The 25,801-nt window shown below is 62.3% G+C and carries 25 protein-coding genes; 21 read left to right on the top strand and 4 right to left on the bottom strand.

Translation table 11 applies throughout. The features are described from left to right. The first annotated feature begins 143 nt into the window (after positions 1-143). From hflK to NKJ55_RS11955, 3 genes are all read left to right on the top strand, one after another. Positions 144-1,238, top strand: coding sequence for an FtsH protease activity modulator HflK (gene hflK, locus NKJ55_RS11965; RefSeq protein ID WP_023676693.1), 1,095 nt, complete (start codon positions 144-146; stop codon positions 1,236-1,238). Next, the gene (gene hflC / locus NKJ55_RS11960) at positions 1,238-2,200 is read left to right on the top strand and encodes a protease modulator HflC (protein WP_023676692.1); all 963 of its coding nucleotides are present in this window, start codon (positions 1,238-1,240) and stop codon (positions 2,198-2,200) included. The genes hflK and hflC overlap by 1 nt, the downstream gene beginning before the upstream one ends. A 146-nt stretch (positions 2,201-2,346) precedes the next feature. Continuing rightward, positions 2,347-3,864, top strand: coding sequence for a DegQ family serine endoprotease (locus NKJ55_RS11955; RefSeq protein WP_352450068.1), 1,518 nt, complete (start codon positions 2,347-2,349; stop codon positions 3,862-3,864). Positions 3,865-3,911: 47 nt separating this feature from the next. Here NKJ55_RS11955 and NKJ55_RS11950 read toward each other — a convergent pair whose 3' ends face one another. Continuing rightward, positions 3,912-4,484: a GNAT family N-acetyltransferase gene (locus NKJ55_RS11950; RefSeq protein ID WP_023676690.1), complete on the bottom strand. Its 573-nt coding sequence runs from the start codon at positions 4,482-4,484 to the stop codon at positions 3,912-3,914. Beyond that, positions 4,481-5,368 (bottom strand): phosphoserine phosphatase SerB, encoded by an 888-nt coding sequence (gene serB, locus NKJ55_RS11945; RefSeq protein ID WP_352450067.1) that lies wholly within the window; start codon positions 5,366-5,368, stop codon positions 4,481-4,483. The genes NKJ55_RS11950 and serB overlap by 4 nt, the downstream gene beginning before the upstream one ends. Between serB and miaA the strand changes: the two genes are divergently transcribed. The 3 genes from miaA to NKJ55_RS11930 all read left to right on the top strand — a co-directional run bounded on the left by miaA (position 5,358) and on the right by NKJ55_RS11930 (position 7,747). After that, the gene (gene miaA, locus NKJ55_RS11940; RefSeq protein WP_023676689.1) at positions 5,358-6,326 is read left to right on the top strand and encodes a tRNA (adenosine(37)-N6)-dimethylallyltransferase MiaA; all 969 of its coding nucleotides are present in this window, start codon (positions 5,358-5,360) and stop codon (positions 6,324-6,326) included. The two genes, serB and miaA, sit on opposite strands and share 11 nt — an antisense overlap. A 104-nt stretch (positions 6,327-6,430) precedes the next feature. Further along, complete coding sequence (locus NKJ55_RS11935) at positions 6,431-7,225, top strand: GGDEF domain-containing protein (RefSeq protein WP_023676688.1); 795 nt, start codon at positions 6,431-6,433, stop codon at positions 7,223-7,225. Between the two features lie 135 nt (positions 7,226-7,360). Beyond that, positions 7,361-7,747, top strand: coding sequence for an ester cyclase (locus tag NKJ55_RS11930; RefSeq protein ID WP_023676687.1), 387 nt, complete (start codon positions 7,361-7,363; stop codon positions 7,745-7,747). Positions 7,748-7,783: 36 nt separating this feature from the next. On the opposite strand, the gene NKJ55_RS11925 is transcribed toward NKJ55_RS11930, so the two are convergent. After that, positions 7,784-9,610 (bottom strand): ATP-binding protein, encoded by a 1,827-nt coding sequence (locus NKJ55_RS11925; RefSeq protein WP_352450066.1) that lies wholly within the window; start codon positions 9,608-9,610, stop codon positions 7,784-7,786. Positions 9,611-9,760: 150 nt separating this feature from the next. Here NKJ55_RS11925 and NKJ55_RS11920 point away from each other — a divergent pair, with 150 nt between their 5' ends. The 7 genes from NKJ55_RS11920 to NKJ55_RS11890 all read left to right on the top strand — a co-directional run bounded on the left by NKJ55_RS11920 (position 9,761) and on the right by NKJ55_RS11890 (position 16,001). Continuing rightward, complete coding sequence (locus NKJ55_RS11920) at positions 9,761-10,327, top strand: helix-turn-helix domain-containing protein (RefSeq protein ID WP_352450065.1); 567 nt, start codon at positions 9,761-9,763, stop codon at positions 10,325-10,327. 1 nt (position 10,328) lies between these two features. Then, positions 10,329-10,640, top strand: a complete 312-nt coding sequence (locus NKJ55_RS11915; protein WP_352450064.1) for a hypothetical protein — start codon at positions 10,329-10,331, stop codon at positions 10,638-10,640. Between the two features lie 21 nt (positions 10,641-10,661). Next, entirely contained in the window at positions 10,662-11,189 is a 528-nt protein-coding gene (locus NKJ55_RS11910; RefSeq protein WP_352450063.1) for a GNAT family N-acetyltransferase, read from the top strand. A 219-nt stretch (positions 11,190-11,408) separates the two neighbouring features. Further along, positions 11,409-12,569: a PcfJ domain-containing protein gene (locus tag NKJ55_RS11905; RefSeq protein WP_352450062.1), complete on the top strand. Its 1,161-nt coding sequence runs from the start codon at positions 11,409-11,411 to the stop codon at positions 12,567-12,569. 352 nt (positions 12,570-12,921) lie between these two features. Continuing rightward, on the top strand, positions 12,922-14,673 hold the full coding sequence (locus NKJ55_RS11900) for an acetolactate synthase 3 large subunit (protein ID WP_352450061.1): 1,752 nt from the start codon (positions 12,922-12,924) through the stop codon (positions 14,671-14,673). Between the two features lie 66 nt (positions 14,674-14,739). After that, complete coding sequence (ilvN, locus tag NKJ55_RS11895; RefSeq protein ID WP_023676680.1) at positions 14,740-15,312, top strand: acetolactate synthase small subunit; 573 nt, start codon at positions 14,740-14,742, stop codon at positions 15,310-15,312. Positions 15,313-15,314: 2 nt separating this feature from the next. Next, entirely contained in the window at positions 15,315-16,001 is a 687-nt protein-coding gene (locus NKJ55_RS11890) for an SEL1-like repeat protein (RefSeq protein WP_352450060.1), read from the top strand. On the opposite strand, the gene NKJ55_RS11885 is transcribed toward NKJ55_RS11890, so the two are convergent. Beyond that, positions 15,998-16,402, bottom strand: a complete 405-nt coding sequence (locus NKJ55_RS11885; RefSeq protein WP_352450059.1) for a metalloregulator ArsR/SmtB family transcription factor — start codon at positions 16,400-16,402, stop codon at positions 15,998-16,000. The genes NKJ55_RS11890 and NKJ55_RS11885 overlap by 4 nt on opposite strands. A gap of 186 nt (positions 16,403-16,588) precedes the next feature. Between NKJ55_RS11885 and NKJ55_RS11880 the strand changes: the two genes are divergently transcribed. The 8 genes from NKJ55_RS11880 to NKJ55_RS11845 all read left to right on the top strand — a co-directional run bounded on the left by NKJ55_RS11880 (position 16,589) and on the right by NKJ55_RS11845 (position 25,790). Further along, complete coding sequence (locus NKJ55_RS11880; RefSeq protein WP_352450058.1) at positions 16,589-17,545, top strand: acyl-CoA desaturase; 957 nt, start codon at positions 16,589-16,591, stop codon at positions 17,543-17,545. A 132-nt stretch (positions 17,546-17,677) separates the two neighbouring features. Beyond that, positions 17,678-18,274, top strand: coding sequence for a LysE family translocator (locus NKJ55_RS11875; protein WP_352450057.1), 597 nt, complete (start codon positions 17,678-17,680; stop codon positions 18,272-18,274). A gap of 168 nt (positions 18,275-18,442) precedes the next feature. Further along, positions 18,443-19,690: an efflux RND transporter periplasmic adaptor subunit gene (locus NKJ55_RS11870; RefSeq protein WP_352450056.1), complete on the top strand. Its 1,248-nt coding sequence runs from the start codon at positions 18,443-18,445 to the stop codon at positions 19,688-19,690. Continuing rightward, positions 19,687-22,845 (top strand): efflux RND transporter permease subunit, encoded by a 3,159-nt coding sequence (locus NKJ55_RS11865; protein WP_352450055.1) that lies wholly within the window; start codon positions 19,687-19,689, stop codon positions 22,843-22,845. The genes NKJ55_RS11870 and NKJ55_RS11865 overlap by 4 nt, the downstream gene beginning before the upstream one ends. A gap of 56 nt (positions 22,846-22,901) precedes the next feature. Continuing rightward, positions 22,902-23,507, top strand: a complete 606-nt coding sequence (gene nthA, locus NKJ55_RS11860; RefSeq protein WP_352450054.1) for a nitrile hydratase subunit alpha — start codon at positions 22,902-22,904, stop codon at positions 23,505-23,507. Beyond that, positions 23,504-24,163, top strand: a complete 660-nt coding sequence (gene nthB / locus NKJ55_RS11855) for a nitrile hydratase subunit beta (RefSeq protein ID WP_352450053.1) — start codon at positions 23,504-23,506, stop codon at positions 24,161-24,163. Before nthA ends, nthB begins: the two co-directional genes overlap by 4 nt. A 19-nt stretch (positions 24,164-24,182) precedes the next feature. After that, positions 24,183-24,515, top strand: a complete 333-nt coding sequence (locus NKJ55_RS11850) for a nitrile hydratase accessory protein (RefSeq protein ID WP_156937343.1) — start codon at positions 24,183-24,185, stop codon at positions 24,513-24,515. 147 nt (positions 24,516-24,662) lie between these two features. Then, positions 24,663-25,790 (top strand): ATP-dependent DNA helicase, encoded by a 1,128-nt coding sequence (locus NKJ55_RS11845; protein WP_023720791.1) that lies wholly within the window; start codon positions 24,663-24,665, stop codon positions 25,788-25,790. Positions 25,791-25,801: the final 11 nt, after the last annotated feature.

Genomic DNA, 25,801 nt, shown 5'->3' with positions numbered 1-25,801 from the left:
GACAGGTCTAGATGGACCCAAAAGCGGACAGTGGCGGCAGCCGATCGCGTTGAAAGCGTGCCGTTGCATCCCTATAGAAGAATAATATTGGATTTTGCGCCGGTGAGCCGGCGCTTGAGGGAATTCCAAGCGAAAGGACATTTATGCCCTGGAACGACAAGAGCGGCGGCGGCGGCCCGTGGGGCGGCGGCAACAATCAGGGGCCTTGGGGTCAGGGACCAAAAGGACCCAGCGGCCCGCAGGGCTCGCCTCCCGATCTCGAGGATATCATCCGGCGCGGGCAGGACAGGTTGCGGCGCGCGCTGCCGGGCGGCGGTGGCGCGAGCCCTGCCGTGTTCGGGCTGATTGCCGCGGCGCTGGTGGTGCTATGGGCGTTCAAGGCGGTCTACACGGTGCAGCCCGACGAAGTTGCGGTGGAACTCAGGTTCGGCAAGCCGAAGGCGGAGCTGTCGCAGCCTGGCCTGCATTTCCATTGGTGGCCCATCGAAACGGTCGAGACCGCCAACATCGCCGAGCAGCTTGTCAGTATCGGCGGCGGCAGTTCCAGCGGCAATGGCCTGATGCTTTCCGGCGACCAGAACATCGTCAATGTGCAGTTCTCTGTGGCCTATCAGGTCTCCGACCCTAAGGCCTATCTGTTCGACGTGTCCGACCCGGACGGCATGCTGCAGCAGGTCGCCGAAAGCGCGATGCGCGAAGCGGTCGGCCGGCGCCCGGCGCAAGACATTTTCCGCGACGACCGGCAAGGCATCGCGGCGTCGGTGCGTGAGATCATCCAGACGACGCTGGACGGTTACAAGGCCGGCCTCAACGTCAACGCCATTTCGATCGAGGACGCCGCGCCACCGCGCGAGGTGGCAGACGCGTTCGACGAGGTGCAGCGCGCCGAGCAGGACGAGGACAAGTTCGTCGAGCAGGCCAATCAGTATTCCAATCAGAAGCTCGGCCAGGCGCGCGGTGCGGCCGCACAGATCCGCGAAGACGCGGCCGCCTACAAAAACCGGGTCGTGCAGGAGGCCGAAGGCGAGGCGCAGCGCTTCATCTCGGTTTATGACGAATATGCCAAGGCGCCGGAGGTGACGCGCAAGCGACTCTACCTGGAAACGATGGAGAGGGTGCTGAAGGATTCGAGCAAGGTCATCGTCGAGCAAGGCAACGGGCAAGGGGTCGTTCCCTACCTGCCGCTGCCGGCATTGCAGCAGAAGGCGCCGGCACCGGCCACCGGAGGAAACCAGTGATGGCCAACCGTCTTCCCGTCATTGCGGTCATCGCCGCGGTCATCCTGTTCCTGCTCTATTCGTCGGTCTTCGTCGTCAATGCGCGCCAGCAGGCGCTGGTGCTCAGGTTCGGCGAAATCGTCGACGTCAAGAACCAGCCGGGCATCTATTTCAAGGCGCCATTCTCCTTCTTCGATGCCGACACCGTCCAGCTGATCGAAAACAGGGTCCTGCGCTTCGACCTCGACAACATCCGTGTCCAGGTTTCGGGCGGCAAATTCTATGAGGTCGATGCCTTTATCGCCTATCGTATCTCGGACCCGCGTGTGTTCCGCGCCGCGGTCTCCGGCCAGATCGAACTGGCCGAGGCCCGGCTGAGGACGCGTCTCGACGCTGCCTTGCGCCGCGTCTACGGCCTGCGCGACTTCGAGGCGGCACTCTCGGAAGAGCGCGCGGTGATGATGCGCGAGGTGCGCGATCAACTGAGGCCCGATGCCACCTCGCTTGGCCTGCAGATCGAGGATGTCCGCATCCGCCGCACCGATCTCACGGCCGAAGTCTCGCAGCAGACCTTCGACCGCATGAAGGCCGAACGTCTCGCCGAAGCCGAGCGGCTGAGAGCGCGCGGCAACGAGGCAGCGCAGCGGATCAGGGCTCGCGCCGATCGCGAAGTGGTCGAAATCGTCGCCGAAGCGCAAAAAGAGTCTGAAATCCTGCGCGGTGAAGGTGAAGCCCAGCGCAGTGCCACGTTTGCCGGGGCCTATCAGCGCGATCCGGCCTTCTTCGATTTCTATCGGTCGATGAATGCCTATGGCACGGCGCTGAACAGCGCCGGAACGACGATGGTGCTGTCGCCGAATTCCGAGTTCTTCCGCTTCTTCCGCGACCCGGACAGCAAGGAAACGCCTGTGGCACCGGCGGCACCAGCGCCAGCACCTGCCGCTCCCGCCCCACCGGCAGCGCAGCCAAGCACCGGCCAGTAGGGCCGGTGCAGGGATAGCCGGCGTAACGGAGGATTTATCCTCTGGCGGTAGCCATAGCCGCAAACGTGCCTTATTTCTTGCCAACATGACGCGGACCGGCATTTTTGCCGAAGCGGTTTTTTTTCAGAACACCCGGAGGCCTTTCGATGACATCCACCACCCTTCTGCGTGCAGCGAGGCGGACGTTCATCGCCGGGGCCGCTGCGCTTCTGGTCGGCGCCGTTGCCGTTCCGTCGTTCGTGGCGCCGACGATGGCAGCCGACGGGCCGCCCTCGGTTGCCGATCTCGCCGCCGGCCTGCTTGGCGCCGTGGTCAACATCTCGACGTCGCAGACTGTTAAAGGCACTGAGGGGCCGGGCGCAGTGCCGATGCCGCAGCTGCCGGAGGGCTCGCCCTTCCAGGACTTCTTCGACGATTTCTTCAAGAACCGTGGCGGCGACAAGGGCGGCGGCGGGCAAAAGGTGCAGTCGCTGGGCTCCGGCTTCGTGGTCGACGCCGAGCAGGGCATCGTGGTGACCAACAACCACGTCATTGCCGATGCCGACGACATCGAGGTGAATTTCTCCGATGGGGTGACGCTCAAGGCGACGCTGGTCGGCACCGACACCAAGACCGATGTCGCGGTGCTGAAGGTCGATCCGAAAGGGCACAAGCTGACGGCGGTGAAGTTCGGCGATTCCAACACGATGCGTGTCGGCGACTGGGTGATGGCGATCGGCAATCCGTTCGGTCTCGGCGGCACGGTGACGGTCGGCATCGTCTCGGCACGCAATCGCGACATCAATTCCGGCCCGTATGACGACTTCATCCAGACCGATGCCGCGATCAACCGCGGCAATTCCGGCGGACCGCTGTTCAACAGCAGCGGCGAAGTCATCGGCATCAACACGGCAATCATCTCGCCATCGGGCGGCTCGATCGGCATCGGCTTCTCGATCCCGTCGCAGCTTGCCTCGGGCGTCGTCGACCAGCTTCGCCAGTTCGGCGAGACGCGGCGCGGCTGGCTCGGCGTGCGCATCCAGCCGGTGACCGACGACATTGCCGAAAGCCTGGGCATGGCGACCGCCAAGGGCGCGCTGGTCGCCGGCGTCATCAAGGGCGGGCCGGTCGACAACGGCACAATCCAGGCCGGCGACGTCATCATCAAATTCGACGGCAAGGACATCCATGAAATGCGCGACCTGCCGCGCGTCGTGGCGGAGAGCCCGGTCGGCAAGGCGGTCGACGTGATCATCGTGCGCAAAGGGGTCGAGCAGACCGTCAAGGTGACGCTCGGCCGGCTCGAGGACGGCGAAAAGCTTGCCAGCGGCGGTGAAAACGGCAACACCGACCAGGACGATGCCGACAAGGCGCCTGCGGTTTCGACGGCTGCCGTGCTCGGCATGACGATCGGCGAGCTCAATGAGGAGACGCGCACGAAGTTCGGCATTGCCGCCGACGTCTCCGGCGTCGTCGTGACCGACGTCGCCAAGGATTCGGCGGCTGCCGAACGCGGCATCCAGCCGGGCGAAGTGATCACCGAGATCGCGCAGGAATCGGTCGCAACGCCCAAGGACGTCATGGACCGGATCGGCGCGCTGAAGGAGCAGGGGCGCAAGAACGCGCTTTTGATGCTGGCGTCGAAGACCGGCGAGCTGAGGTTTGTGACAATCCGGATGGATTGAGTCCGGAAGAGCCTGCCACACTCTGATCTTGAAACGAAAAAGGGCGGCTAGCGGGCCGCCCTTTTTCTTGCCTGCCAGTCTGTGCGTGGCAGCCTGTAGAAGACATGTCGCCTGAGTGCGGTGTGGCTGTCCGGAACACCGGGATGGTCGAAGTCGGAGGCCGGGTCGGCGATCATGCCCAGGCGCTCCATGACGGCAGTGGACCGGCTGTTATCCTTGACTGCGAAGGACACGATTTCGTCGAGGCCAAGTCTTTCAAAGCCATAGGTCAGCCAGGCTTCGGCTGCTTCGGTGACATAGCCGCGGCCCCAGAATTCGGGTGCCAGCCGCCAGCCGATCTCGATCGTGCCGGGCGGCAGGAATGGCAAATGATCGGTTCGGGTTATGCCGACGAAGCCGATGCATTCACCTGTGGCTGCGATCTCAGCGGCCGCGAAGCCGAAGCCGTCGCGATCGATAGCCGCGCGCAACTCCTCCATCTTGGCGTCCGACTGGGCACGGTCGCGCCGAAACGGAAAGAATTCCATGACGCGCTCGTCGGAATTGATGCGATGGAAGAGCTCGCGGTCACGATCTCCCCAGTTGCGCAGGATCAGGCGCTCGGTGCGGATCGGCGTCATTCGACAAATTCCTCCCGGCGATAACCCTGCAGATAAAGCAAGGCGGTGAGGTCGCCGTGGTCGATGCGGATCTTTGCCTCGGCTGCCACGGCCGGCTTGGCATGCAAGGCGACGCCGATGCCGGCAAGACGGATCATGTCGAGATCGTTGGCGCCGTCGCCGACGGCAATGGCATCGGCAGGCGTCAGGCCGAGGCGGGCGGAAATCTCGATAAGGGCTTCGGCCTTGGCGGCGCGGCCGAGGATCGGTTCGGCGACCAAGCCGGTGAAGCGGCGATCCTGCTCGATCAGGCGGTTGGCGCGATTTTCGTGAAAGCCGAGCAATGCTGCGATGCGGGTGGTGAAGATGTCGAAACCACCGGAGATCAGCGCCGTCCAGGCGCCATTGGCCGCCATTGTCTGGACGAGCGTGCGGCCGCCGGAGGCTAGCGTCAGGCGATTGTCGATGATGCGGTCGATGATTGCGGCATCGAGACCCTTGAGCAGCGCAACACGCTCGCGCAAGGCCGGCTCGAATGCGATCTCGCCGTTCATGGATAGCGCCGTGATGGCGGCGACCCGATCCTTGACGCCGATCTCGTCGGCAAGCTCGTCGATGCATTCCTGGTCGATCATCGTCGAATCCATGTCGGCGATCAGGATCTTCTTGCGCCTGTTCTCAGCCGGCTGGACGGCCACGTCGATCGGTTCGGAAGCAAGCGCGGCCTGCAGGCGCGCCGTTATTTCGGAAGCGTCGGCGGTCTCCGGCAAGTCGAGTTCGCAGGCGATGCCTTCGGCCAGCCAGCGAACAGCGCTTGCGCCGACCGACCGCGAGGCCATATTCGCTAGCGTCGGCGTCAATGCGCGGCCGGCGGGATGGGATAGAAGCGTGGCGATCAGCGGCATCGAAAATTCCAGCGGACAGGCGGGCGAAGGCCGCGTGAAGAACGCGATCCTGATAGCCGGGCCGACCGCCAGCGGCAAGTCGGCGCTCGCACTCGACCTCGCCGAGCGCAATGGCGGTGTCATCGTCAACACCGATTCCATGCAAGGCTATTCGGTGCTCGACGTGCTGACGGCGCGGCCTGGTCCTGCCGAACTCGCCCGCGTCCCCCACTTTCTTTATGGACACGTCGATCCGTCCACCGCCTATTCCACCGGCGCCTGGTTGCGTGATGTCACGAAGCTGATCGACGACGGCACGCTCTCGGAGCGGCCAGTGATTTTCGTCGGCGGTACCGGGCTTTATTTCCGGGCGCTCACGGAAGGTATCTCGGAGATGCCCGACATTCCGAAGTCGATCCGCGATCGCTGGCGCTACGAGCTCCAGGAACAGGGCGCAGTGAGATTGCACCGCATCCTGCTGCGCGAGGATTCTGCGGCCGGCATGATGCTGAAGCCGACGGATGGCCAGCGCATCGTGCGGGCGCTGGAGGTGCTCGACGCGTCGGGGCGTTCCATCCTGGACTGGCAGGCCGCGCGTGGCCGGCCGTTGATCGACAGGAGCAGCGCGCGCTTTTTCGTCATCGAGCCGGAGCGAGCGGCGCTGGTGGAGCGGATCGATGCTCGCTTCGACCGCATGCTGGACAAGGGGGCACTGGACGAGGTGAAACAGCTTTCAGCGCTCGGCCTCGATCCCGACCTGCCGGCGATGAAAGCAATCGGTGTTCGCGAGCTTCAGGCCGCGCTGGCCGGCGCCTTCAGTTTTCCCGAGGCCATCGAGCGCGCGAAAATCGCGACGCGGCAATATGCCAAACGGCAGGCGACCTGGTTCAGGCACCAATTGGGCCCGGAATGGCAGAGATTGCGTCCTGGTGAGGGGATCGACTCGATGCACTCACTCCCTCATTCGAGCGCAACCTGAAAAGTCGACACCGAGGGGACATTTCGCGTTGAAGTTGTCCAGGTTAACTGTCCGTAAGTTCCCGCATGCCATAAGATCGTTACGAACTTTCCAACGGGGAGCAGATGCGTTTCCACAAGGCGGAATCAGCCTTTTTCGTCTTTATTTTTGTGATCCTGGCCGCCGGCCTGGTGACGCTTTACGCCTATGGGCTCCTGCAAACCCTGGCCGCCGACATTAGCAATACGCCTTCGGAACTCGATGAAATCGTCTATCTCAACAAGCTGCTGTTTGCGACGGGCGTGCTGCTGGCGACTGCGCTGTTCTTCGGCATTTTCTTCATCTACCCGCTGATCCGAAAGCAGGCGACGGAAGAAGGCAAGCTGCGCGCCATGACCGTTTCGCTCAGCGCGCGTTCGGAGACGCTAGAGCATGCGGCGCTCACCGACAGCCTCACCGGCATGCAGAACCGGCGTTATTTCGACGATGCGCTGAAGGAATATCTCGAAGAGTTCCGTCGCATCGAGAAACCAGTAGGGCTGATGATCCTCGACCTCGACCATTTCAAGCAGGTCAACGACAGCCACGGCCACGATGTCGGCGACGAGGTGTTGCGGGCGGTCGCCAACTGTCTCAAGGACATGACACGCTATCACGACGTGGTGGCGCGCCTGGGCGGCGAGGAGTTCGCGGTGGTCACGCCCAATATGGACGCCGAGCTGCTATCCAAATTCGCGGAGCGCATCCGCAAGGCGATCGCCAACATGTCGGTGCTGACGGGCAATGTCCGACTGAAAATCACCACCAGCGTCGGGCTTGCCGTCTGGGATCGCAAGGAAACCGCCGAGGAGTTCTATCGCCGCGCCGATCGCCAGCTCTATGAGGCGAAGAGGCAAGGGCGCAACCGCGTCTGTGCCTGAAATTCCGTCATTGAATTCCTGATGCCGGCCGTCTGGTATCGTTTTCTGCGTTTCCGGTGCACGCAGACCGACGTCACCCAGTCAAGCTGAGATGCTGCTGCCTTTGCGGGGCTTGCCGGAAATAGAGGTGTTGCCGTGACTAAATCCGATCTCTCCGGTCTTTACCGAGGCTATATTGCATGCCTGAACAAGCAGGATTGGCCAAATCTGGGGCGGTTTGTTCATGATGAAGTGACCCACAACGGTCGCAAGCTCGGATTGTCCGGCTATCTCGAAATGTTGGTGAGAGACTTCGACGAAATTCCGGACCTTTACTTCGACATTCAGCTATTGGTTGCCGATCCGCCTTATGTAGCGAGCCGGCTAAGCTTCGACTGCGCGCCAAGGGGAACGTTCCTTGGGCTCGATGTAAGCGGGAAGAGAATTTCGTTTGCCGAGAACGTATTTTATGAGTTTCAGAGAGGGAAAATTCGCCAGGTGTGGTCAGTTATAGACAAGACAGCCATCGAAACTCAGCTTTGATATCTGCGAGCGCTGCCTAAAAGTCGCTCGGCTCAATCATTCTGGGGGACGCAGGCCGAAGGTCGCCGGCTTGAGGCCGTAGCGCAAGTCGAAATCGTCGTTTCGCTGGGTGCGTGCGGCCGACGGCTTGCGATAGTCCGAATCGCCGGCCTGCCGGCCCGAATCGACGACTTCCGCGAAAGGCATTGCCTGTCGTGATTTCGGCACGTTGCGCAGCCGTTCGACGATCGCCACGAGGTCGACCTCGTCGCCGGTTTCGGACGGCAAGGCGTCCTCGCGCTTGGCCGTGCCGGGGATCAAATCCTCGGAGAGCTTTTCAAACTTCATCCGCATCGTCGTCGCCACGCCTTCCCCGAAGGCGATGGCCTCGCGCTGGCCCATGGAAGACAGGAACGCCAGCGTCGAAGCCGAGGAATCGGCAATCGCCGACCGGATGATCGCCTGGTCCTGATCGTTGGCGAGCCGCATAGCAAAGAACGTCGAGCACTGCGACAGGATGGTCGGGTCGAGTTCGCCCGGGCGCTGGGTGACGACGCCGAGATAGCAGCCATATTTGCGGCCTTCCTTGGCGATGCGCGACAGCGCGTGCCGCGTCGGCGCGAAACCGAGGCGCGGATCGGCCGGCATATAGCGATGCGCTTCCTCGCACAGGAAGAGCAGGCGCAGGCGGCCTTCGCTCCACAACGCCAGGTCGAAGGCCAGCCGCGCCAGCACCGAGCATACGGAATTGACCACCTCGGACGGCATGCCGGCCATTTCGAAGCAGGTCACAGGGCGGCCGTGATGTGGCACGCGGAAGATGTTGCCGATCGTCTCGTGGATGGTGTCCTCGATCAGGCGCGAGTTGAACATGAAACGGTAGCGCGGATCGGATGCCGCCGATTCGATACGTGTCTTCAGTGACCTGAGGGTCGGGCGATCGTTCTTGCTTTCCAGCAATCCCATGCGTTCGTCGACCAGCTTGATGAGGTCGGCAATGCGATAGGGCACCGGCGCGTCGGCGGTCAGCGCATCGGTGCTGCGCCGTAGATAGTTGCCGGAGTTGGGATTGCGGTAGAGATTCTTGGCCGCGGGAATGAGATCGCGCAAGGCGTCGACCTCTTCCGGAACCGTCTCGCGGCCGCGAAACAGCACCTCAGCAAATTCCTCTAGCTTGAACATCCAGAAGGGCAGGTCGAGCGTCGTCGAATCGACCCTGACGCAATATTCGGCCAACGACGCGGCGAACTCGTTGTGTGGATCGAGGATGAGCACGCGCAGGTCGGGCCGGGCGGCGATCGACTTGCGCAAGAGCAGCGACACGGCGGTCGATTTGCCAACCCCGGTGGTGCCGACAATGGCGAAATGGCGCGCCAGCGTATCGTCGATGGCGATATTGGCGTCGATGGCCTCGTCCTGCGACAGCGTGCCGATGGTGATCGAATGACGACCGGCGAGATCGTAGACGGCCTGCAGGTCGCGGCTGCGGATACGATGGGCAATGGCGCCGATATGCGGATAGGTCGTGATGCCACGGTCGAAGATCGGCTTCGCGCCGGGTTCGGCACCGTCGCGCACCTCGCCGATCAATTCGATGCTGACCTCGATCGGATTCTGGCCCTCGCTGCTCCAGGCACGATCCGACTTGGCGATTTCATAGACCAGGCCGACGGTTCGCGATGTACCGAGATTGATCGAGATCATCTTGCCGACGCTCCACAGGCCGGTGACCGTGCCTTCGATATCGTCGGCATAGGCGCTGATGGTGGCGCGCGCGCCGTCGCATTGCACGACATTGCCCAGAATGCGCTTGTCGTTCTGCTCCGCCCTGCGGCGCTCCAGCAAAGTCGGTTCCCCAATGGAGGCTTCGCGTTCAACGAGCATGGACACGCCGATCCCTTTTTCCAAGCGATGAGCCTAGGCGAACGGGGTTAAGGTGGGATGAGGCCGGATGGTTTAGCGGACATTAAGGAGTTTGCGAAAACTGGATGAAACGGCCGTTGCTCCGTAGAAAAATTTCGATATATTGGATTAATGGATGATATAGCGAACGACATCTCCTCGACCATCGGCAGAAGAATACATGCCGAAAGAGTGGCTCGAGGGTGGTCCCTGGCAGCGCTGGCGGAGCGGTCCGATGTTTCGAAAGCCATGCTGAGCACGGTAGAACGCGGCATGACCAGCCCGACGGCGGCGCTCCTTGTGCGCATTGCGGCCGCCTTCGGCATGACGCTGTCCACATTGATCGCAAGGGCGGAATTGCAGGGCGGTGGCCTGCTTCGCGAACGTGACCAGCCGCTCTGGCGCGATCCGGCTACGGGTTATGTGCGTCGGCATCTTTCGCCGGTCTCCGACATACCCCTCGAACTGATCCGGATCCAGTTGCCGGCCGGCGCCAAGGTAAGTTTCCCGGCGGCGTCCTATGCCTTCATCAGGCAACAGATATGGCTGATCTCCGGGGGGCTGGAATTCACCGAGGGGGACATCGTTCACCGGCTCGAACCGGGCGACTGCCTGGCGCTCGGCGCGCCATCCGATTGCGTCTTTCACGCTCCGGGGCCGGACGCCGCCGACTATCTGGTTGCGTTGGCCAGGAGCTGAGGTGAAGGCGCGCCGTCCAAAACGCTCCGACAATGGGGGTCCGCCGCTCGACGACTATGACGGTCCGCCCTGGGGCAAGGGTGAGCCCTATGTGTTTCTTGCCTGGCGGACCGCCCATGCCCAGGCATGGAAAGTGTCGAGCCGCGAGATCATGCTGATGCGGCTGGACAAGGCCGAGCGGCTGGGCCTGACCTATGAGGAATACACGCTCGAACTGCTGGAACGCGGGCGACATCTGCAAGAGGAAGACGCCGATCGCATCGCGGAAATCCGGCGGGCCAGGAAGCGGAAGCGGATCAGTCATTTCGATTGACGGACGGCGCAGGGGAACCACATGAGTTCGACCGAAATCAGGCCACTCACCAGGACTGACGGAACGCAAAAAATGCTGGCGGATCTGCTGATCGGGACAGTCGCTGCCGGCGGCTCGGTCAGCTTCATGCATCCGCTGGTGCCGGAGATGGCCGCGGCCTTCTGGAACAGGTCGCTTCAGGCGGCCGCCAGAGGCGAAAGGGCCGTGCTTGGGGCCTGGAACGGTGAGGCTCTGGTCGGCACCGTCACCTTGCTGCTCGACTGCCCTCCCAACCAGCCGCACCGGGCCGAGATCGCCAAGCTGATGACCCGCCTCGATTATCGCGGCAAGGGCATCGCAACCCGCCTGATGGAGGCGGCGGAAGCCGTTGCCGTGGAGAAAGGCCGCACGCTGTTGGTCCTCGACACGGCAAAAGAGGAGGGGGCTTCCGGCCTCTATGAAAAGCTCGGCTTCACGCTGGTCGGCGAAATACCGGATTATGCGCTGAAGCCGCATGGCGGGCTCACAGGCACCCTCATCTACTGGAAATGCGTCGGCCGGACACGGTGATGGCGACAACGATGCACCTTTGCAACACCCGTCAGACCATCGCGGGCATGGAAAGAATAGCTCTTGCGTCAAATTGGCGGCGAGCTTAGAGAAGCCGCCCATTCTGATCCGTCGTCCTGAAAGGAGACCTGTCAATGACCCGGCGATCCAGATCGACACATTCCGTGCCGACGCTGGAATTGCGTGCGGCTGACAGGGTTCCAATCAGGAAGAACGCCCATGGCAAAGTCCATGATCCAGCGCAGGCAGGATGCCGAGCGCGAACGCATTGAAGCATATGCCGTAACGCTGCGGCGGGTTTTTCCCGTCCCGCGTCCCGCTCCGGATTTCGAGCGGGCGCTCGACGAGGCACGTCGGGGCTTTGCCGGCATGGCGATCCGCGACGGCGCGCTGTGGCGTCCAAAGCTGAAGACGCGCGACCCCGCGCGGCTGCGGCTGGCCGCGGCGCGTCATCTCTATGCGCGCTACCCGGTTACAGCCGCGCTCGAGGGGATCTGGCTGGACAGCTCGGGGTTGCATGCCGGCGAGATTGCGCTTCGCAAGGCTTGGTATATCGCAGTGGCGCGTGGTGACTCGCTCTACAAGGCGGGCGCCTGTGCGTGGCTGTCTCGCAAGGAGGTGCATTGCTTCTTGAACTTGCCCGGCGATTTCACGTTCGACGAGGCGTTTTGGGTGGCGATCGCCCGGTCCTACACGGATGATTCCGGGTTGGCGGCCCGACTTGCCAAGTCGAAAATTGCGCGCACGCCACGTAACGATCTGGGCTTCTGGCGCGAGGTGACACGGTTCTTCTGCGGGCAACCCGCGTCGAAGGAGGAGATCGACGATCTATGCGACTATATCGGCGCCGTGCACCAGCGCGATGCGGCGTACAGCCTGAAGGGTCGCACGCTCGCCTCGCTGCGTCGGCAGATGCTGGAATGGCATCGAGACATTGCCGCGATCGAACGCATCGAGGCAATGCGCCGCCGCGCTGCCGGGCGGGCCACGCGTACTGCCGGGACGCAGTCGCAGGGTCGCGCCTGGGACGGCTCGCGCCTCGACGACTGGGACTGGCAGCCGTCGACCAAAGAGGCAAGGGCGCATGGCGAGCGTTTCTTCATCCGTCAGTTGAAGACAGCCGAGGATCTGGTCGCCGAGAGCCGGGCGATGCATCATTGCGTCTCGATATACGCGGCCAAATGCATCGCCGGCAATGCCTCGATCTGGGTGCTGCGGCGCTCGGCGCTCGGCAAGATCGAGCGGTTGCTGACGATCGAACTCGACCCGCAAAACCGTGCGGTGCAGGTGCGCGGTTTCGGCAACCGTCTCGCCTCGCTCGAGGAGCGCAAGATCATCGAGCGCTGGGCCAAGGCGAGGGGTGTGGTGCTCTGCGCCTGAAACGGAAGACCCGCGCGGCGGAAAGGCCGCGCGGGTGCACAATGGACGGATGTGCCGACGTCAGGCCAAGTGCACATTCGCCGTTGACAGCGGCGTCAAACCAATTCTATTGTCCGCCACCATGAAAAAGGCACTCATTCTCGTAGGAAAGCGCGTGGGCAAGGCGGTGTAACCGCCGGGCGATGACCTCCCATGCGCAAGACACAGGCTCCCTCGGGGGCCTTTTTTATTGCCCGAAATACGACTAAACGACCAGCAATCGCCAGATGGCGAACAGTACGGGACCAGACCGATGAGCAGTGGACAGAATGAGCGGCGCGAAATGCCAAGAACTGAAATGCCAAGGAGCGAAATGACGGGCGCCGAAATGGTGGTGCAGGCGCTGAAGGACAACGGCGTCAAGCATGTTTTCGGCTATCCGGGCGGCGCGGTTCTGCCAATCTACGATGAAATCTTCCAGCAGGACGAGGTCGAGCACATCCTCGTCCGCCATGAGCAGGGCGCGGGCCATGCGGCGGAAGGCTATGCGCGCTCGACCGGCAAGGCCGGCGTCATGCTGGTGACCTCAGGGCCGGGCGCCACCAATGCGGTGACGCCATTGCAGGACGCGCTGATGGATTCGATCCCGCTGGTCTGCCTGACCGGCCAGGTGCCGACTTCGCTGATCGGCTCGGATGCGTTCCAGGAGTGCGACACGGTCGGCATCACGCGGCCCTGCACCAAGCACAACTGGCTGGTGAAGGACGTCAACGAGCTCGCGGCAACGATCCACGAGGCCTTCCATGTGGCAACTACAGGGCGCCCCGGTCCGGTCGTCGTCGACATTCCGAAGGACGTGCAGTTCGCCAAGGGTATCTATGTCCCGCCGCAGACGGCGCCGCGCACCAGCTACCAACCGAAGGTCAAGGGCGATCTGGAAAAGATCAAGGCGGCGGTCGAGCTGATGGCCGGCGCCAGGAAGCCGATCATCTATTCGGGCGGCGGCGTCATCAATTCCGGCCCGGAGGCGAGCCATTTGCTGCGCGAGCTGGTCGACCTCACCGGCTTTCCCATCACCTCGACGCTGATGGGCCTCGGCGCCTATCCGGCGTCGGGCAAGAACTGGATGGGCATGCTCGGCATGCACGGCACGTATGAAGCGAACATGGCGATGCACGATTGCGACGTCATGCTCTGCATCGGCGCGCGCTTCGACGACCGCATCACCGGGCGGCTGACGGCGTTTTCGCCGAATTCGAAGAAGATCCACATCGACATCGACCCGTCGTCGATCAACAAGAACGTCCACACCGACGTGCCGATCATCGGCGATGTCGGGCGTGTGCTGGAGGATCTGGTGCGGCTGTGGCGGGCAACCGCCAAGGCCGACAAGAAAGCGCTTCACCCGTGGTGGGAGCAGATTGCCAAATGGCGCGCGCGCGATTCGCTCGCCTACAAGATGAACCACGAGGTGATCATGCCGCAATATGCCGTCCAGCGGCTCTATGCGCTGACCAAGGACCTCGACACCTACATCACCACCGAGGTCGGCCAGCATCAGATGTGGGCGGCACAGCACTATCATTTCGAGAAGCCGAACCGCTGGATGACCTCCGGCGGACTGGGCACGATGGGCTACGGCCTGCCGGCCGCGCTCGGCGTGCAGATCGCGCACCCGGATGCGCTGGTCATCGATATCGCCGGCGACGCCTCGGTGCAGATGACGATGCAGGAGATGAGCGCCGCGGTGCAGCACGAGGCGCCGATCAAGATCTTCATCCTCAACAACCAATATATGGGCATGGTGCGGCAGTGGCAGCAGCTGCTGCACGGCAACCGGCTGTCGCACTCCTATACCGAGGCGATGCCGGATTTCGTCAAGCTCGCCGAAGCCTATGGCGGCCACGGCATTCGCTGCGACAAGCCGGACGAGCTCGACGACGCCATCAAGGAGATGATAGCGGTCAAGAAGCCCGTCCTGTTCGACTGCCGCGTGGCGACGCTCGCCAACTGCTTCCCGATGATCCCGTCCGGCAAGGCGCATAACGAGATGCTGTTGCCGGACGAGGCGACGGACGAAGCTGTGGCCAACGCGATCGACGCCAAGGGCAGGGAACTGGTGTAGTCTGGTTGGAGGAAGCTGTGCGGAAACAGCAGATTAGCGCAAAAGTTTGAAATCGAGATTTATGTCATGAACGCACAGTTGCAACCGACCGGCTCCGCCTATTTCATCGCCAAGGAGACGGAAAAACCAGAGAACCACACGCTTTCGGTCCTGGTCGACAACGAGCCGGGCGTGCTTGCGCGGGTCATCGGCCTGTTTTCCGGACGTGGCTACAACATCGAGAGCCTGACGGTCTCGGAAACCGAGCACGAAAAGCACCTGTCGCGCATCACCATCGTGACGCGCGGCACGCCGCACGTGCTGGAGCAGATCAAGCACCAGCTCGAGCGCATCGTGCCGGTGCACCGCGTCGTCGATCTCACCGTGCGGTCGCAGGAATTCGGACAAGAGCGGCCACTGGAGCGGGAACTTGCGCTGGTCAAGGTCGCCGGCACCGGCGAAGCCCGCGTCGAGGCGCTCCGGCTCGCCGATGCATTCCGCGCCAGCGTCATCGATGCCAACACCGAGCATTTCATCTTCGAGATCACCGGCAAGGGCTCCAAGCTCGATCAGTTCATCGCCATCATGAAACCGCTCGGGCTAGTTGAAATCTGCCGTACCGGAGTGGCGGCGATGAACCGCGGCCCACAAGGGATGTGATCATGATGCTCGCGGCGGCAATTCTAGCAGGCGCCGGCGCAATCGTTCTTGCGGTCACGACGGCGGCGGCCAGCCAGGAGCCGGTATTCGACAAGTCAGTGCTGCCGAAATTGTTTGAAGAAATCGACCGCAGGGGCACACCGAGCTATTATTTCCAACAATGCCCGGCCGATATTTGGCGCAGGGCGTCGGGCGTCGATGACGCGCTCTTTTCCACGCCGGGAATAGATTACCAAGGTTGTGAGAAAGACGTCTTGGCCTGTGCCAAGCGGTGTTTCGACGGACGCAGGGGCGAAGCCTGTTTCGAGACGGCCAGGGTCATCCAGGAGCACTCGCCAGAAGACAAGCAATGGACCGAGGAGATGTTCGCCCAGGCCTGCGCTATTGGCAGTATCGGCGGCTGCACAAATCGCGGCGCGGGAATTCTCTTGGGTCGGCTTGGGCTAAACAAACTGCTTGCCGCCGGCAGTGCCAATGAATCTTGCCCTTATCGCACATTCAAGCTGAGCTGCAATGAGGGCGATGCCTGGGGTTGCACCATGTATGGCAGCGCCCTTCAGCATGGTGAAGGCGTCTCTGTGGACGAAGCCGAGGCGATGGCCGCTTACAAAAAGTCTTGCGAGATCGCTATGGAATTTGACGCCTGCCGATACGCCAAGGCGCTCATGAAAACGATGCAAAGCCGCTAGGGCTTTTCAGATTTGCGCAAGTGCGATCTTTGCGCTGCCTCGCCTCGACCAAGTACTTTGCTTTCTCTCTTGATAGGGCGCGATACCGGGCAGACATCCTGAACAAATCCATTCAGCGTGTTCACAAGATTGTTCTGGACCAGAGAGTAGTGGATGAACTGTCCGTGCCGCTCCTTGGCGATGAGCCCGGCCGTCTCGAGAATGCTCAAATGCTGCGAGATCGACGGTTTCGACATCTCGAAGCGCGCCGCGATCTCGCCCGCCGTTAGGGAAGAGTGCGCAAGATAGGCGAGGATCTTGCGCCGGGGCGCTGAAGATAGCGCTTCAAACACGCGCTGTATCGCGCCATTTGCGTGAGCAGCCGTTTCGGCATCCGCTGCGTGCTCTGCATCTTCGATCACTGTCTGCCACCTTGTGATGCCGAGGCGTTGGCTGCGCCTCGGTCCGCTTTTCTCATTTTAATTTAGACTATTGCCTAAATACCTAATTCGTAGTAGTAGACGATTAGCTTACTGCCTAAGTAACGGAAGACGCGCCAGAAGGCAAGCCTGTGGTCCGGAAATGTTCATGCAGGAGGAGGGGTACCGATGAAAACCATATCCACGGGCAGAATGATTTCCCAACAGGACAGTGACGCCGAAGACGGCAAAGTCGTGTGGGTGCCGGCAAAGTCGATCTGGGTCGGGGCGATGACGATAGCCGCCATTGTGTTGGGACCGATGACATTTAGCTGGAGTGCCTTCGCCTTATTCGTTGCGACAACGGCGGCGACAATCTGCGCCGGACACTCGGTGGGGATGCACCGTCTGCTCATCCACCGGTCGTTCAAGGTTCATATCTGGATCGAGCATGCGCTGGTCTACCTTGGCGTGCTCGTCGGCATGGCCGGTCCTTTTGGGATGATCTATGCTCACGATATTCGTGACTGGGCTCAGCGCCAGACCGCATGTCACGATCTCCATGCCCATCGTCGGCCATTTTTCACCGATGCCTTCTGGCAGATGCATTGCGCGGTCGCTTTGCGCAATCCACCCACCTTCGTCATCGAACCCTCGATCAGGAATGACCGGTTCTACAAGTTCGTCGAACGCACCTGGATGCTGCAACAACTGCCCTGGGCGATCCTCTTTTTCGCACTTGGCGGCTGGGATTGGGTGGTATGGGGAATCGCGGTGCGCGTTTCAGTGTCGCTTACCGGGCATTGGTTGGTTGGGCATTTTGCGCACCGGGATGGGGAGCAAGGATGGCGCGTCGACGACGTTGCCGTGCAAGGATACAATTTGCCGCGTTTCGGGCTGGTAACGTTCGGCGAGAGTTTCCACGGCAACCATCACGCGTTTCCCGAGTCTGCACGGCTTGGTCTGGAACACGGACAGATCGATCTCGGCTGGCTATTCATTCAGGTTCTGGCGATCCTGGGTCTGGCGCACAGCGTCAAGATTCCGGAGAATACGCCGAGACGCAAAGGGCTGCGACGCGTGCGCCGTCAGCGCGAAACTGCCCCGGATTCAGATCTATGGTCGGTGCAGCCCTACCGCAGATAGATGTTCTCAGCGGATATTGGCCTAAGATATGAAGGAACGCTTGGGGCGCGTGGACCAACGAATTGCATTTGCACTCAGCATTTCATCGATTTAAGTCAGTATTTTAGTATTATTGATCTTTGCGATTCCTCCATGACATTCGACGCATTCTTCGCCCTGCTGGTTTATGCCTTCGTGACCTCGATCACGCCGGGTCCGAACAATTTCATGCTTTTGGCCTCGGGCGTGAATTTCGGCTTGGTCAAGACCGTGCCACACATGCTCGGCATCGGCATCGGCTTCCTCGTGCTGTTGCTTGCCGTAGGCTTCGGGCTTGGCGCCGTGTTGACGGCCTTTCCGGTCCTGCATACCGGGTTGAAGATCGCCGGCGGCCTCTACCTGCTTTATCTCGCCTGGAAGATCGCCATGTCGCGCTCGCTCGGCGGCGAAGGCGAGGCGAAGGGCCAGCCGATGCGCTTCATCGAGGCTGCGGCTTTCCAGTGGGTCAATCCCAAGGCCTGGGTGATGGCGATTACAGCCATGGCCGTCTATACCAATCCGGAACGCCCGTTTGTGTCGGTGGTGCTGATCGGAGCCGCTTTCGCCGTCGTCATGCTGCCGAGCATTTCGACCTGGGCCGGTTTCGGCATGGCGCTGCGCGGCTTTCTGGCGGATGCGGTGCGGCTCAAATGGTTCAACATCGCCATGGGTGTGATGCTTGCGGCGACGCTGTGGCCGATGCTGCGTTAGCTGCCGTTCTATTGTGCACTGCACATTAAATCTTCGTAATGACGGGTTTTGGCCCTTTTTCGCCGTCGGCATCCTCTATTATCTGGCAAAAGCGCGGCAAGAGGCTGCGAGTTGAGCTAGACTACGGCCACCGGATAGCGGCGTGTCGGATCGAGAGGTCTTTTGTCGATGCGCGGAAAGATCGTATTAGCGGTGATCGCTGCAGCCTGCGTTGCCGCGGCGTGGCTCTATCTTTCGCCCAGCGCAATGAGCGGTCTTCAGCAGATGCTGTCGGCGAAGCAGACGGCGACGGCGGACAAGCCCGCTGCAGCGGCAAATGCCGCGCGTACGACTTCGGTGGTTGCCGCCACCGCTACGACGGCCGATTTCCCGGTCCGGCGCTATGCCATCGGCTTTGTGTCCTCTCCAGCCGTGGTCAGCATCAACGCGCGGGTCTCGAGCCAGATCGTCGCAATCGCGGTCAAGGACGGACAGATGGTGAAGGCCGGCGACCTTCTTTTCTCGCTGGACGATCGCTCGTTGAAGGCGCAACTGGCACGCGATCAGGCGACGCTCGCGAAAGACCAGGCGCTGCTTGCCAGCGCCACGGCCGATCTTCAGCGCGCCAAAAATCTCGTCGCCAGGCAGGCCGGAACACAGCAGACCTACGATCAGGCCGTCGCGGCGCAGAAATCCGCCGCGGCCACCGTCGACGCCGACAAGGCAACGATCGATGCGGACCAAATCCAGCTTGGCTTCGCCACGATCAGGGCGCCGATCTCCGGCAGGCTTGGCGCAGTCAGCGTCGCCGTCGGCGATCTCGTCACCACCAGCAACGGCAGCAGCACGTCGACTCCACTGGTGACGATCACGCAGGTCGACCCGCTGCAGGTGAACTTCAATCTCCCCGAAAGCGATCTTGCCTTGCTGCACAAGGCGCTGGCAGCGCCGCAGCAAGGTGCGGTGACGCTGACCAAGGACGGCGACCCGAAGCAGATCGGCAAGGGAACGCTGGATTTCGTCGATTCCAGCGTAGACACGGCGTCCGGCACGATCGCAACGCGGGCCAGTGTGCCCAACGCCGATCTTTCGCTATGGCCGGGCCAATACGTCAACGTCGTGCTCGATGCCGGCATCATGCCACAAATGACCTCCGTTCCGACGGTCGCCGTCCAGCCCAGCCAGAAGGGCCCGTTCGTCTATGTGATCAAGCCGGACAACACCGTTGAAATGCGGCCCGTGCAGGTCGCGCTGACAGAAGGCACCAACACCGCAATTAGCCAAGGATTGAAAAGCGGCGAGCGTGTCGTCGTCGAGGGTCAGACCAAACTGAAGAACGGCGCGGCGGTGCGCGAAGGCAAGGCTTCGACCGGCACCGGCGATCAGGCGGCTCCGAAGGTTGCCGAGGCTGACCGGACAGCCGGAACACAGCCATGATTTCCGAATTCTGCATCCGCAGGCCCGTCGCCACGCTGCTCATGTCGTTCGCTCTGGTTCTGGGCGGGCTATTTGCTTACAAATTCCTGCCGGTGGCGGCACTGCCAAGCGCCGAATTTCCGGTGGTCAACGTCTCGGCCTCGCTGCCCGGGGCCTCGCCGGAAACCATGGCGACCTCGGTGGCAACGCCGCTCATCAAGCAGTTTGCCACCATCGCCGGCATCGATTCGATTTCGACGACCAACTCGCTCGGCTCGACCTCGATCGCCATTCAGTTCGTGCTCAACCGCGACATAGACGCCGCCGCGGCCGACGTGCAGGCAGCGATCGCACGCACGCAACGACAATTGCCGCCGGAGATGACCAGCCCGCCGAGCTATCGCAAGGTCAATCCAGCCGACGCGCCGATCCTGCTGATGTCGCTGGTCAGCGACACCATTCCGCTGACCGATCTCGACGCCTTTGCCGAGAATGTGATTTCGCCATCGCTGTCGACGATCGATGGCGTTGCGCAGGTTTCGATCTACGGTCAGCAGAAATATGCCGTGCGCGTCCAGATCGATCCGACGGCGCTCGCCGCACGGGGCATCTCGATCGACCAGCTGCAGACGGCCATTGCCTCGGCCAACAGCAACACGCCGCTCGGCGTGCTCAAGAACAACAAACAGCAGCTGACGATCACCGCGAACACGCAGCTGACCGATGCGGCGGGATTCTCCAACATCATCATCGCCACCAAGAACGGCCATCCGGTGCGGCTCGGCGAGGTGACCCGCGTCATCGATTCGGTCGAGACCACGACGACGGCAAGCTGGTATGACGGCACGCGCGCCATCATCATGGCGGTGCAGCGCCAGCCGGATGCCAATACCGTCGACGTCGTCGACCGCGTCAAGGCGATGCTACCTTCCTTCGACGATCAGATGCCGGCAGCGGCGAGCATCCAGTTGCTCAACGACCGCTCGACATCGATCCGCGAGGCGGTCGATGACGTGCAGTTCACGCTGCTGCTCACCATCGCGCTGGTGGTGATGGTGATCTTCCTGTTCCTGCGCCGGGTAACGGCGACGGTCATCCCGGCTGTGGCGGTGCCGATTTCGCTCATCGCCACGCTAGGCGTGATGTACCTGTTCGGCTTTTCCATCGACAACGTCTCATTGATGGGGCTGACATTGGCGGTCGGCCTTGTCGTCGACGATGCCATCGTCATGCTGGAAAATATTTTCCGCCATATGGAGGAGGACGGGTTCTCGGCCCTCGAGGCGTCGCTCAAGGGCGCGCGCGAGATCGGCTTCACCATCATCTCGATCTCGATCTCGCTGGTCGCCGTGTTCATTCCGGTGCTTTTGATGGGCGGCGTGATCGGGCGCATCTTCAACGAATTCGCGGTGGTGGTGACGGTCGCCATCCTGGCGTCGATGTTCGTCTCGCTGACACTGACGCCGATGCTGTGTTCGCGGCTGTTGTCATTATCGAAAGCCGAGCAGAAGGCAGCGCACGGCGAGGACCATAGACAAAACGTCTTCATGCGGGGCTATGACTGGTTGCTGACATTCTGTCTGCGCCACAATTTCCTGGTCTGCCTTGTCTTCCTCGTGACCGCCGGGCTGTCGGTGTGGCTGATCCAGATCTCGCCGAAGGGCTTCTTCCCGCAGGAGGATATCGGCCAGGTCTCGGTGACGACCATCGCGCGCCAGGACATTTCGTTTGACGCGATGGTGAAGCTGCAGGGGCAAGTGGCGGATGTCTTCACCCATTCGCCCTACGTGGCGCATGTCGGCTGGTCGGCGGGCAGTGGAAACAATGCGCTCAACCAGGGCCAGCTGTTTGTGCAGCTGAAAGACAAGGACCACCGACCGAACATCGACAAGGTGCTTTCGGATCTACGGCGCCAGCTTGCCAATGTGCCCGGCATCGAAACCTACATGCAACCGGTGCAGAACCTGCGGCTCGGCGCGCGTTCTTCGGCGAGTGCCTACCAGCTTGCCGTGCAGGGCCTCGATACCGGCCTGACGAACGTCTGGGCGCAAAGGCTGACGGACGCGATGGCTGCCGATCATGCCGCCTTCACCGACGTCACCAATGACCTGCAGAACAACGCGCTACAGGCGACGCTGGTGATCGACCGCGACAAGGCGGCGAACCTCGGTGTCGATACCGACACGTTGCGCTCCAGCCTCTATGGCGGTTTCGGCACCCAGCAGGTGTCGACCATCTTCGGTTCGGCCGACAGCTACGACGTGATCATGGAGCTCGATCCGAAGATCGAGTGGTCGCCCGAGCGGATGCTGGCCATCAAGGTGAGAACGGCGAGCGGCAGCCTGGTGCCGCTCGGTGCGTTCGCCCGCGTCGATCGGACCGCCGGTGCTTTGACCGTCAACCAGCTCGGCCAGCTTCCGGCAGTGACCATCTCCTACAATCTGCCGCAAGGCGTGGCCCTCGGCGACAGCGTGAGCCACATCAACGCGCTGAAGGACAAGATCGGCATGCCGCCGACGATCTCGACCGCCTTCTCGGGCACGGCCAAGACGTTCCAGGATTCGCTTTCCAACCAGGGGCTGCTGATCGGCGGCGCGATCCTGACCATCTATATCGTGCTCGGCATGCTTTATGAGAGCTTCATCCATCCGCTTACCATCCTGACCGGGCTTCCGTCGGCGGTGCTGGGCGCGCTGGTGGCACTGCGGCTGGCGGGGATGGATCTGTCGGTGATCGCGGTGATCGGCATCCTGATGCTGATCGGCATCGTCAAGAAGAACGGCATCATGATGATCGACGTGGCGCTGGAACTCAGGCGCGAGGGGATGTCGCCCGTCGAATCCATCCACAAGGCCTGCCTGATGCGCTTCCGGCCGATCATGATGACCACGCTTGCCGCGCTGATGGGTACCATCCCGATCGCGCTCGGCACCGGCGCCAGCGCGGAACTGCGCCAGCCTCTCGGCGTGGCCGTGGTCGGCGGTCTTGTCGCCTCGCAGGCACTGACGCTGTTCGTCACGCCCGTCATCTACGTCTACATGGAGCATTTTTCCGGCTGGCTGGTCAGGCTGTGGGCGCGGCGCCGGGGCGAGCCGAGGCCGGTCGAAGCGGTCGACCAGCCGTCACTGTTCGACGAGGAGGAAGAACCAGTGCCGCAGAAGGCGGCAGCCGAATAGCGCTGGCCCAAGCCGTGGTGCTTGCGGCCGGAGGTCCGCGATCGTAATTTGACGCCATGCCGCACAATCACGACCACGACAACGAGCTTGATCCTTTTGCGGCGCGGGTGCGCGCGCTGGAGACGATTCTCACCCGCAAAGGCCTGATCGATCCGGCGGCGATCGATGTCATTGTCGACACCTATGAGACCAAGATCGGGCCGCGCAACGGCGCAAAGGTGGTGGCGAAAGCCTGGGTTGATCCCGCGTTTGCCGCATGGCTGAAGCGTGATGCGACGGCGGCCATCGAATCGCTCGGCTACACCGGCCGGCAAGGCGAGCACATGCAGGCGGTCTTCAATACGGCCGACACGCACAACCTCGTCGTCTGCACGCTATGTTCCTGCTATCCGTGGTCGGTGCTCGGCTTGCCGCCGGTCTGGTACAAGGCGCCGCCCTACCGTTCGCGCGCAGTGATCGATCCGCGCGGCGTGCTCGAGGAATTCGGTCTGACCTTGCCGGCGAGGACGACAATCCGGGTGTGGGATTCGACCGCCGAGCTGCGCTATCTGGTGGTGCCTATGCAGCCAAGGGGCACCGAGGGCTGGGATGAGGCACTGCTCGCCGATCTGGTGACGCGCGATGCCATGATCGGCACCGCGTTGGCGCGGGAGCCGGCATGAACGGGCCGCAGGATCTCGGCGGCCAGATGGGTTTCGGGCCGGTCGCGCCCGAACCGGACGAACCCTATTTCCATGCCGATTGGGAAAGGCGGGCGCTGGGCGTGACGTTGTGCGCCGGCGCCATGGGCGCCTGGACCATCGACGAGAGTCGGCACGCGCGGGAATCGCTGCATCCAGCGGATTATTATGCCTCCAGCTACTACCAGATATGGATCAAGGCGCTGGAGGTGCTGCTCAAACGCCATGGTTTCGTCAGCGACCGCGACCTGGCTACGGGCGACGCAGTCGACCCGGCAGCGACACCCAAACGGGTGCTGAAGGCTAAGGACGTTCCGGCGGTGCTGGCCAAGGGCGGGCACTGCGACCGGCCTGTCGCCGTGCCTGCGCGGTTCAAGGCGGGCGACCCCGTGCGAACCAGGAACTTTCATCCGACCGGCCACACCAGACTGCCGCGCTATGCACGCGGCAAGCGAGGTGTCGTCGAGGCTGTGCGCGACGGCTTTGTCTTTCCCGACACCAATGCGCACGGCCAGGGCGAAAACCCGCAATGGGTCTATACGGTGGCCTTCACCGGCGGCGAAATCTGGGGCGAGCGCGCCGATCCGACACTCGTCGTGTCGATCGATGCCTGGGAGAGCTACCTTGAGCCGGCGTGAGACGGGCTCAGTCGCCGCCATGCTGCCCGCCGGTGTCGAGGCGCCTGTGTTTGCCGAGCCGTGGCAAGCAGAGGCCTTTGCCATGACGGTAGCACTGCACGACAACGGGCTGTTTTCGTGGAGCGAATGGGCGGATGCTTTGTCGGCAGAGGTGAAGCGGCCGGGCGCCGCGCGCGACGGTCACGATTACTACGAGCACTGGCTGGCAGCGCTGGAAAAGCTGCTTTTGGCCAAGGGCGTTGCCGGAAAGCGCGACGTCGATGCGCTCGCCGCTGCCTGGGAACGCGCCGCGCATGCAACGCCGCATGGCAAGCCGATCCAGCTGGAGAACGATCCACAGCGGGCCGGGTAAGCTGCGGTCGCCTGGCCTTGTTCTCTTTACGTTCCTGTTCGTCACTGATAGCCTGACCCTGTCGCAGCGGCGTGATTGCCGGCGATGAAAATTGATGGTGACGGCAGTCACCTTGTCTTTCCCTCGCGAATCCGGTCTGTCGCGCTGATGGAATTCTCCCCTCAACAGGACGAAGCGCTGAAGGCGGTGGCCGGCTGGCTGAAAGCCGGCAAGCCGCAGCTGTTCCGGCTGTTCGGCTATGCCGGCACCGGTAAGACGACGCTGGCGCGCTATTTCGCCGAGCATGTCGACGGCCAGGTGCAGTTCGCCGCGTTTACGGGTAAGGCGGCGCAGGTGCTGCGTTCCAAGGGCGCGGTCAATGCCCGCACCATCCATTCGCTGATCTACCGGCCGAAGGGCGAAGAATCGGTAGCGGACGAGGTAACCGGCAAGACATCGATGTCGCCGACATTTTCGCTCAACCGGCAGAGCCCGATCTCGCGCGCCAAGCTCGTCGTCATCGACGAATGCTCAATGGTCGACGAGCAACTCGGCCGTGACCTGATGAGCTTCGGCACGCCGATCCTGGTGCTCGGCGATCCCGGCCAGTTGCCGCCAATTTCCGGCGGCGGCTTCTTCACGGACCATGAGCCGGACATTCTGCTCACCGAAATCCATCGCCAGGCGCGAGACAACCCGATCATCCGGCTTGCGCTCGACGTGCGCGAGGGCCGCGAGTTCATGCGCGGCGACTATGGCGCGGCGCAGGTGATCGGCAAGGAAGACGTCACCCAGGAACTGGTGCTGAAGGCGGACCAGGTGCTGGTCGGTACCAACCGCACGCGCCGCCGTTATAACCAGCGGCTGCGCGAGCTGAAGGGGTTCAACGCCGATTATCCGCAAGCCGGCGACAAGCTGGTCTGTCTGCGCAACGATCCGGCCAAGGGACTGCTCAACGGCTCGCTGTGGAAGGTGATGACCTCGTCGCGCGAGACGGTCAAGCCCGGCATCAATCTGCTGGTCTCACCGGAGGAAGATGACCCGGATCGCGGCGTCGCCAAGATCAAGCTGCTCAAGGCCGCATTCGAGGATCCCGACGCCGACATTCCCTGGCAGCAGAAGAAGCGCTTCGACGATTTCGATTACGGTTACGCGCTGACCGTGCACAAGGCGCAAGGGTCGCAATGGAACGAGATCGTGCTTTTCGACGAAAGCTGGGCATTCAAGGAAACTCGCCAGCGTTGGCTCTACACCGCGATCACGCGCGCGGCCGAACGGTTGACGATCGTCCGATAGGGCTGTCAGGT

Source organism: Mesorhizobium sp. M0106 (genome assembly GCF_040322715.1).
GTDB lineage: Bacteria > Pseudomonadota > Alphaproteobacteria > Rhizobiales > Rhizobiaceae > Mesorhizobium.
This window is presented reverse-complemented; position numbering and strand designations above follow the sequence as displayed.

Bases quoted from the DNA above. Each gene is read 5' to 3' on its own strand.
- hflK (WP_023676693.1), top strand. From the start codon at position 144: ATGCCCTGGAACGACAAGAGCGGCGGCGGCGGCCCGTGGGGCGGCGGC.
- hflC (WP_023676692.1), top strand. From the start codon at position 1,238: ATGGCCAACCGTCTTCCCGTCATTGCGGTCATCGCCGCGGTCATCCTG.
- NKJ55_RS11955 (WP_352450068.1), top strand. From the start codon at position 2,347: ATGACATCCACCACCCTTCTGCGTGCAGCGAGGCGGACGTTCATCGCC.
- NKJ55_RS11950 (WP_023676690.1), bottom strand. From the start codon at position 4,484: ATGACGCCGATCCGCACCGAGCGCCTGATCCTGCGCAACTGGGGAGAT.
- serB (WP_352450067.1), bottom strand. From the start codon at position 5,368: ATGCCGCTGATCGCCACGCTTCTATCCCATCCCGCCGGCCGCGCATTG.
- NKJ55_RS11935 (WP_023676688.1), top strand. From the start codon at position 6,431: ATGCGTTTCCACAAGGCGGAATCAGCCTTTTTCGTCTTTATTTTTGTG.
- NKJ55_RS11925 (WP_352450066.1), bottom strand. From the start codon at position 9,610: ATGCTCGTTGAACGCGAAGCCTCCATTGGGGAACCGACTTTGCTGGAG.
- NKJ55_RS11920 (WP_352450065.1), top strand. From the start codon at position 9,761: ATGGATGATATAGCGAACGACATCTCCTCGACCATCGGCAGAAGAATA.
- NKJ55_RS11910 (WP_352450063.1), top strand. From the start codon at position 10,662: ATGAGTTCGACCGAAATCAGGCCACTCACCAGGACTGACGGAACGCAA.
- NKJ55_RS11905 (WP_352450062.1), top strand. From the start codon at position 11,409: ATGGCAAAGTCCATGATCCAGCGCAGGCAGGATGCCGAGCGCGAACGC.
- NKJ55_RS11900 (WP_352450061.1), top strand. From the start codon at position 12,922: ATGACGGGCGCCGAAATGGTGGTGCAGGCGCTGAAGGACAACGGCGTC.
- ilvN (WP_023676680.1), top strand. From the start codon at position 14,740: ATGAACGCACAGTTGCAACCGACCGGCTCCGCCTATTTCATCGCCAAG.
- NKJ55_RS11890 (WP_352450060.1), top strand. From the start codon at position 15,315: ATGATGCTCGCGGCGGCAATTCTAGCAGGCGCCGGCGCAATCGTTCTT.
- NKJ55_RS11880 (WP_352450058.1), top strand. From the start codon at position 16,589: ATGAAAACCATATCCACGGGCAGAATGATTTCCCAACAGGACAGTGAC.
- NKJ55_RS11875 (WP_352450057.1), top strand. From the start codon at position 17,678: ATGACATTCGACGCATTCTTCGCCCTGCTGGTTTATGCCTTCGTGACC.
- NKJ55_RS11870 (WP_352450056.1), top strand. From the start codon at position 18,443: ATGCGCGGAAAGATCGTATTAGCGGTGATCGCTGCAGCCTGCGTTGCC.
- NKJ55_RS11865 (WP_352450055.1), top strand. From the start codon at position 19,687: ATGATTTCCGAATTCTGCATCCGCAGGCCCGTCGCCACGCTGCTCATG.
- nthA (WP_352450054.1), top strand. From the start codon at position 22,902: ATGCCGCACAATCACGACCACGACAACGAGCTTGATCCTTTTGCGGCG.
- nthB (WP_352450053.1), top strand. From the start codon at position 23,504: ATGAACGGGCCGCAGGATCTCGGCGGCCAGATGGGTTTCGGGCCGGTC.
- NKJ55_RS11850 (WP_156937343.1), top strand. From the start codon at position 24,183: ATGCTGCCCGCCGGTGTCGAGGCGCCTGTGTTTGCCGAGCCGTGGCAA.
- NKJ55_RS11845 (WP_023720791.1), top strand. From the start codon at position 24,663: ATGGAATTCTCCCCTCAACAGGACGAAGCGCTGAAGGCGGTGGCCGGC.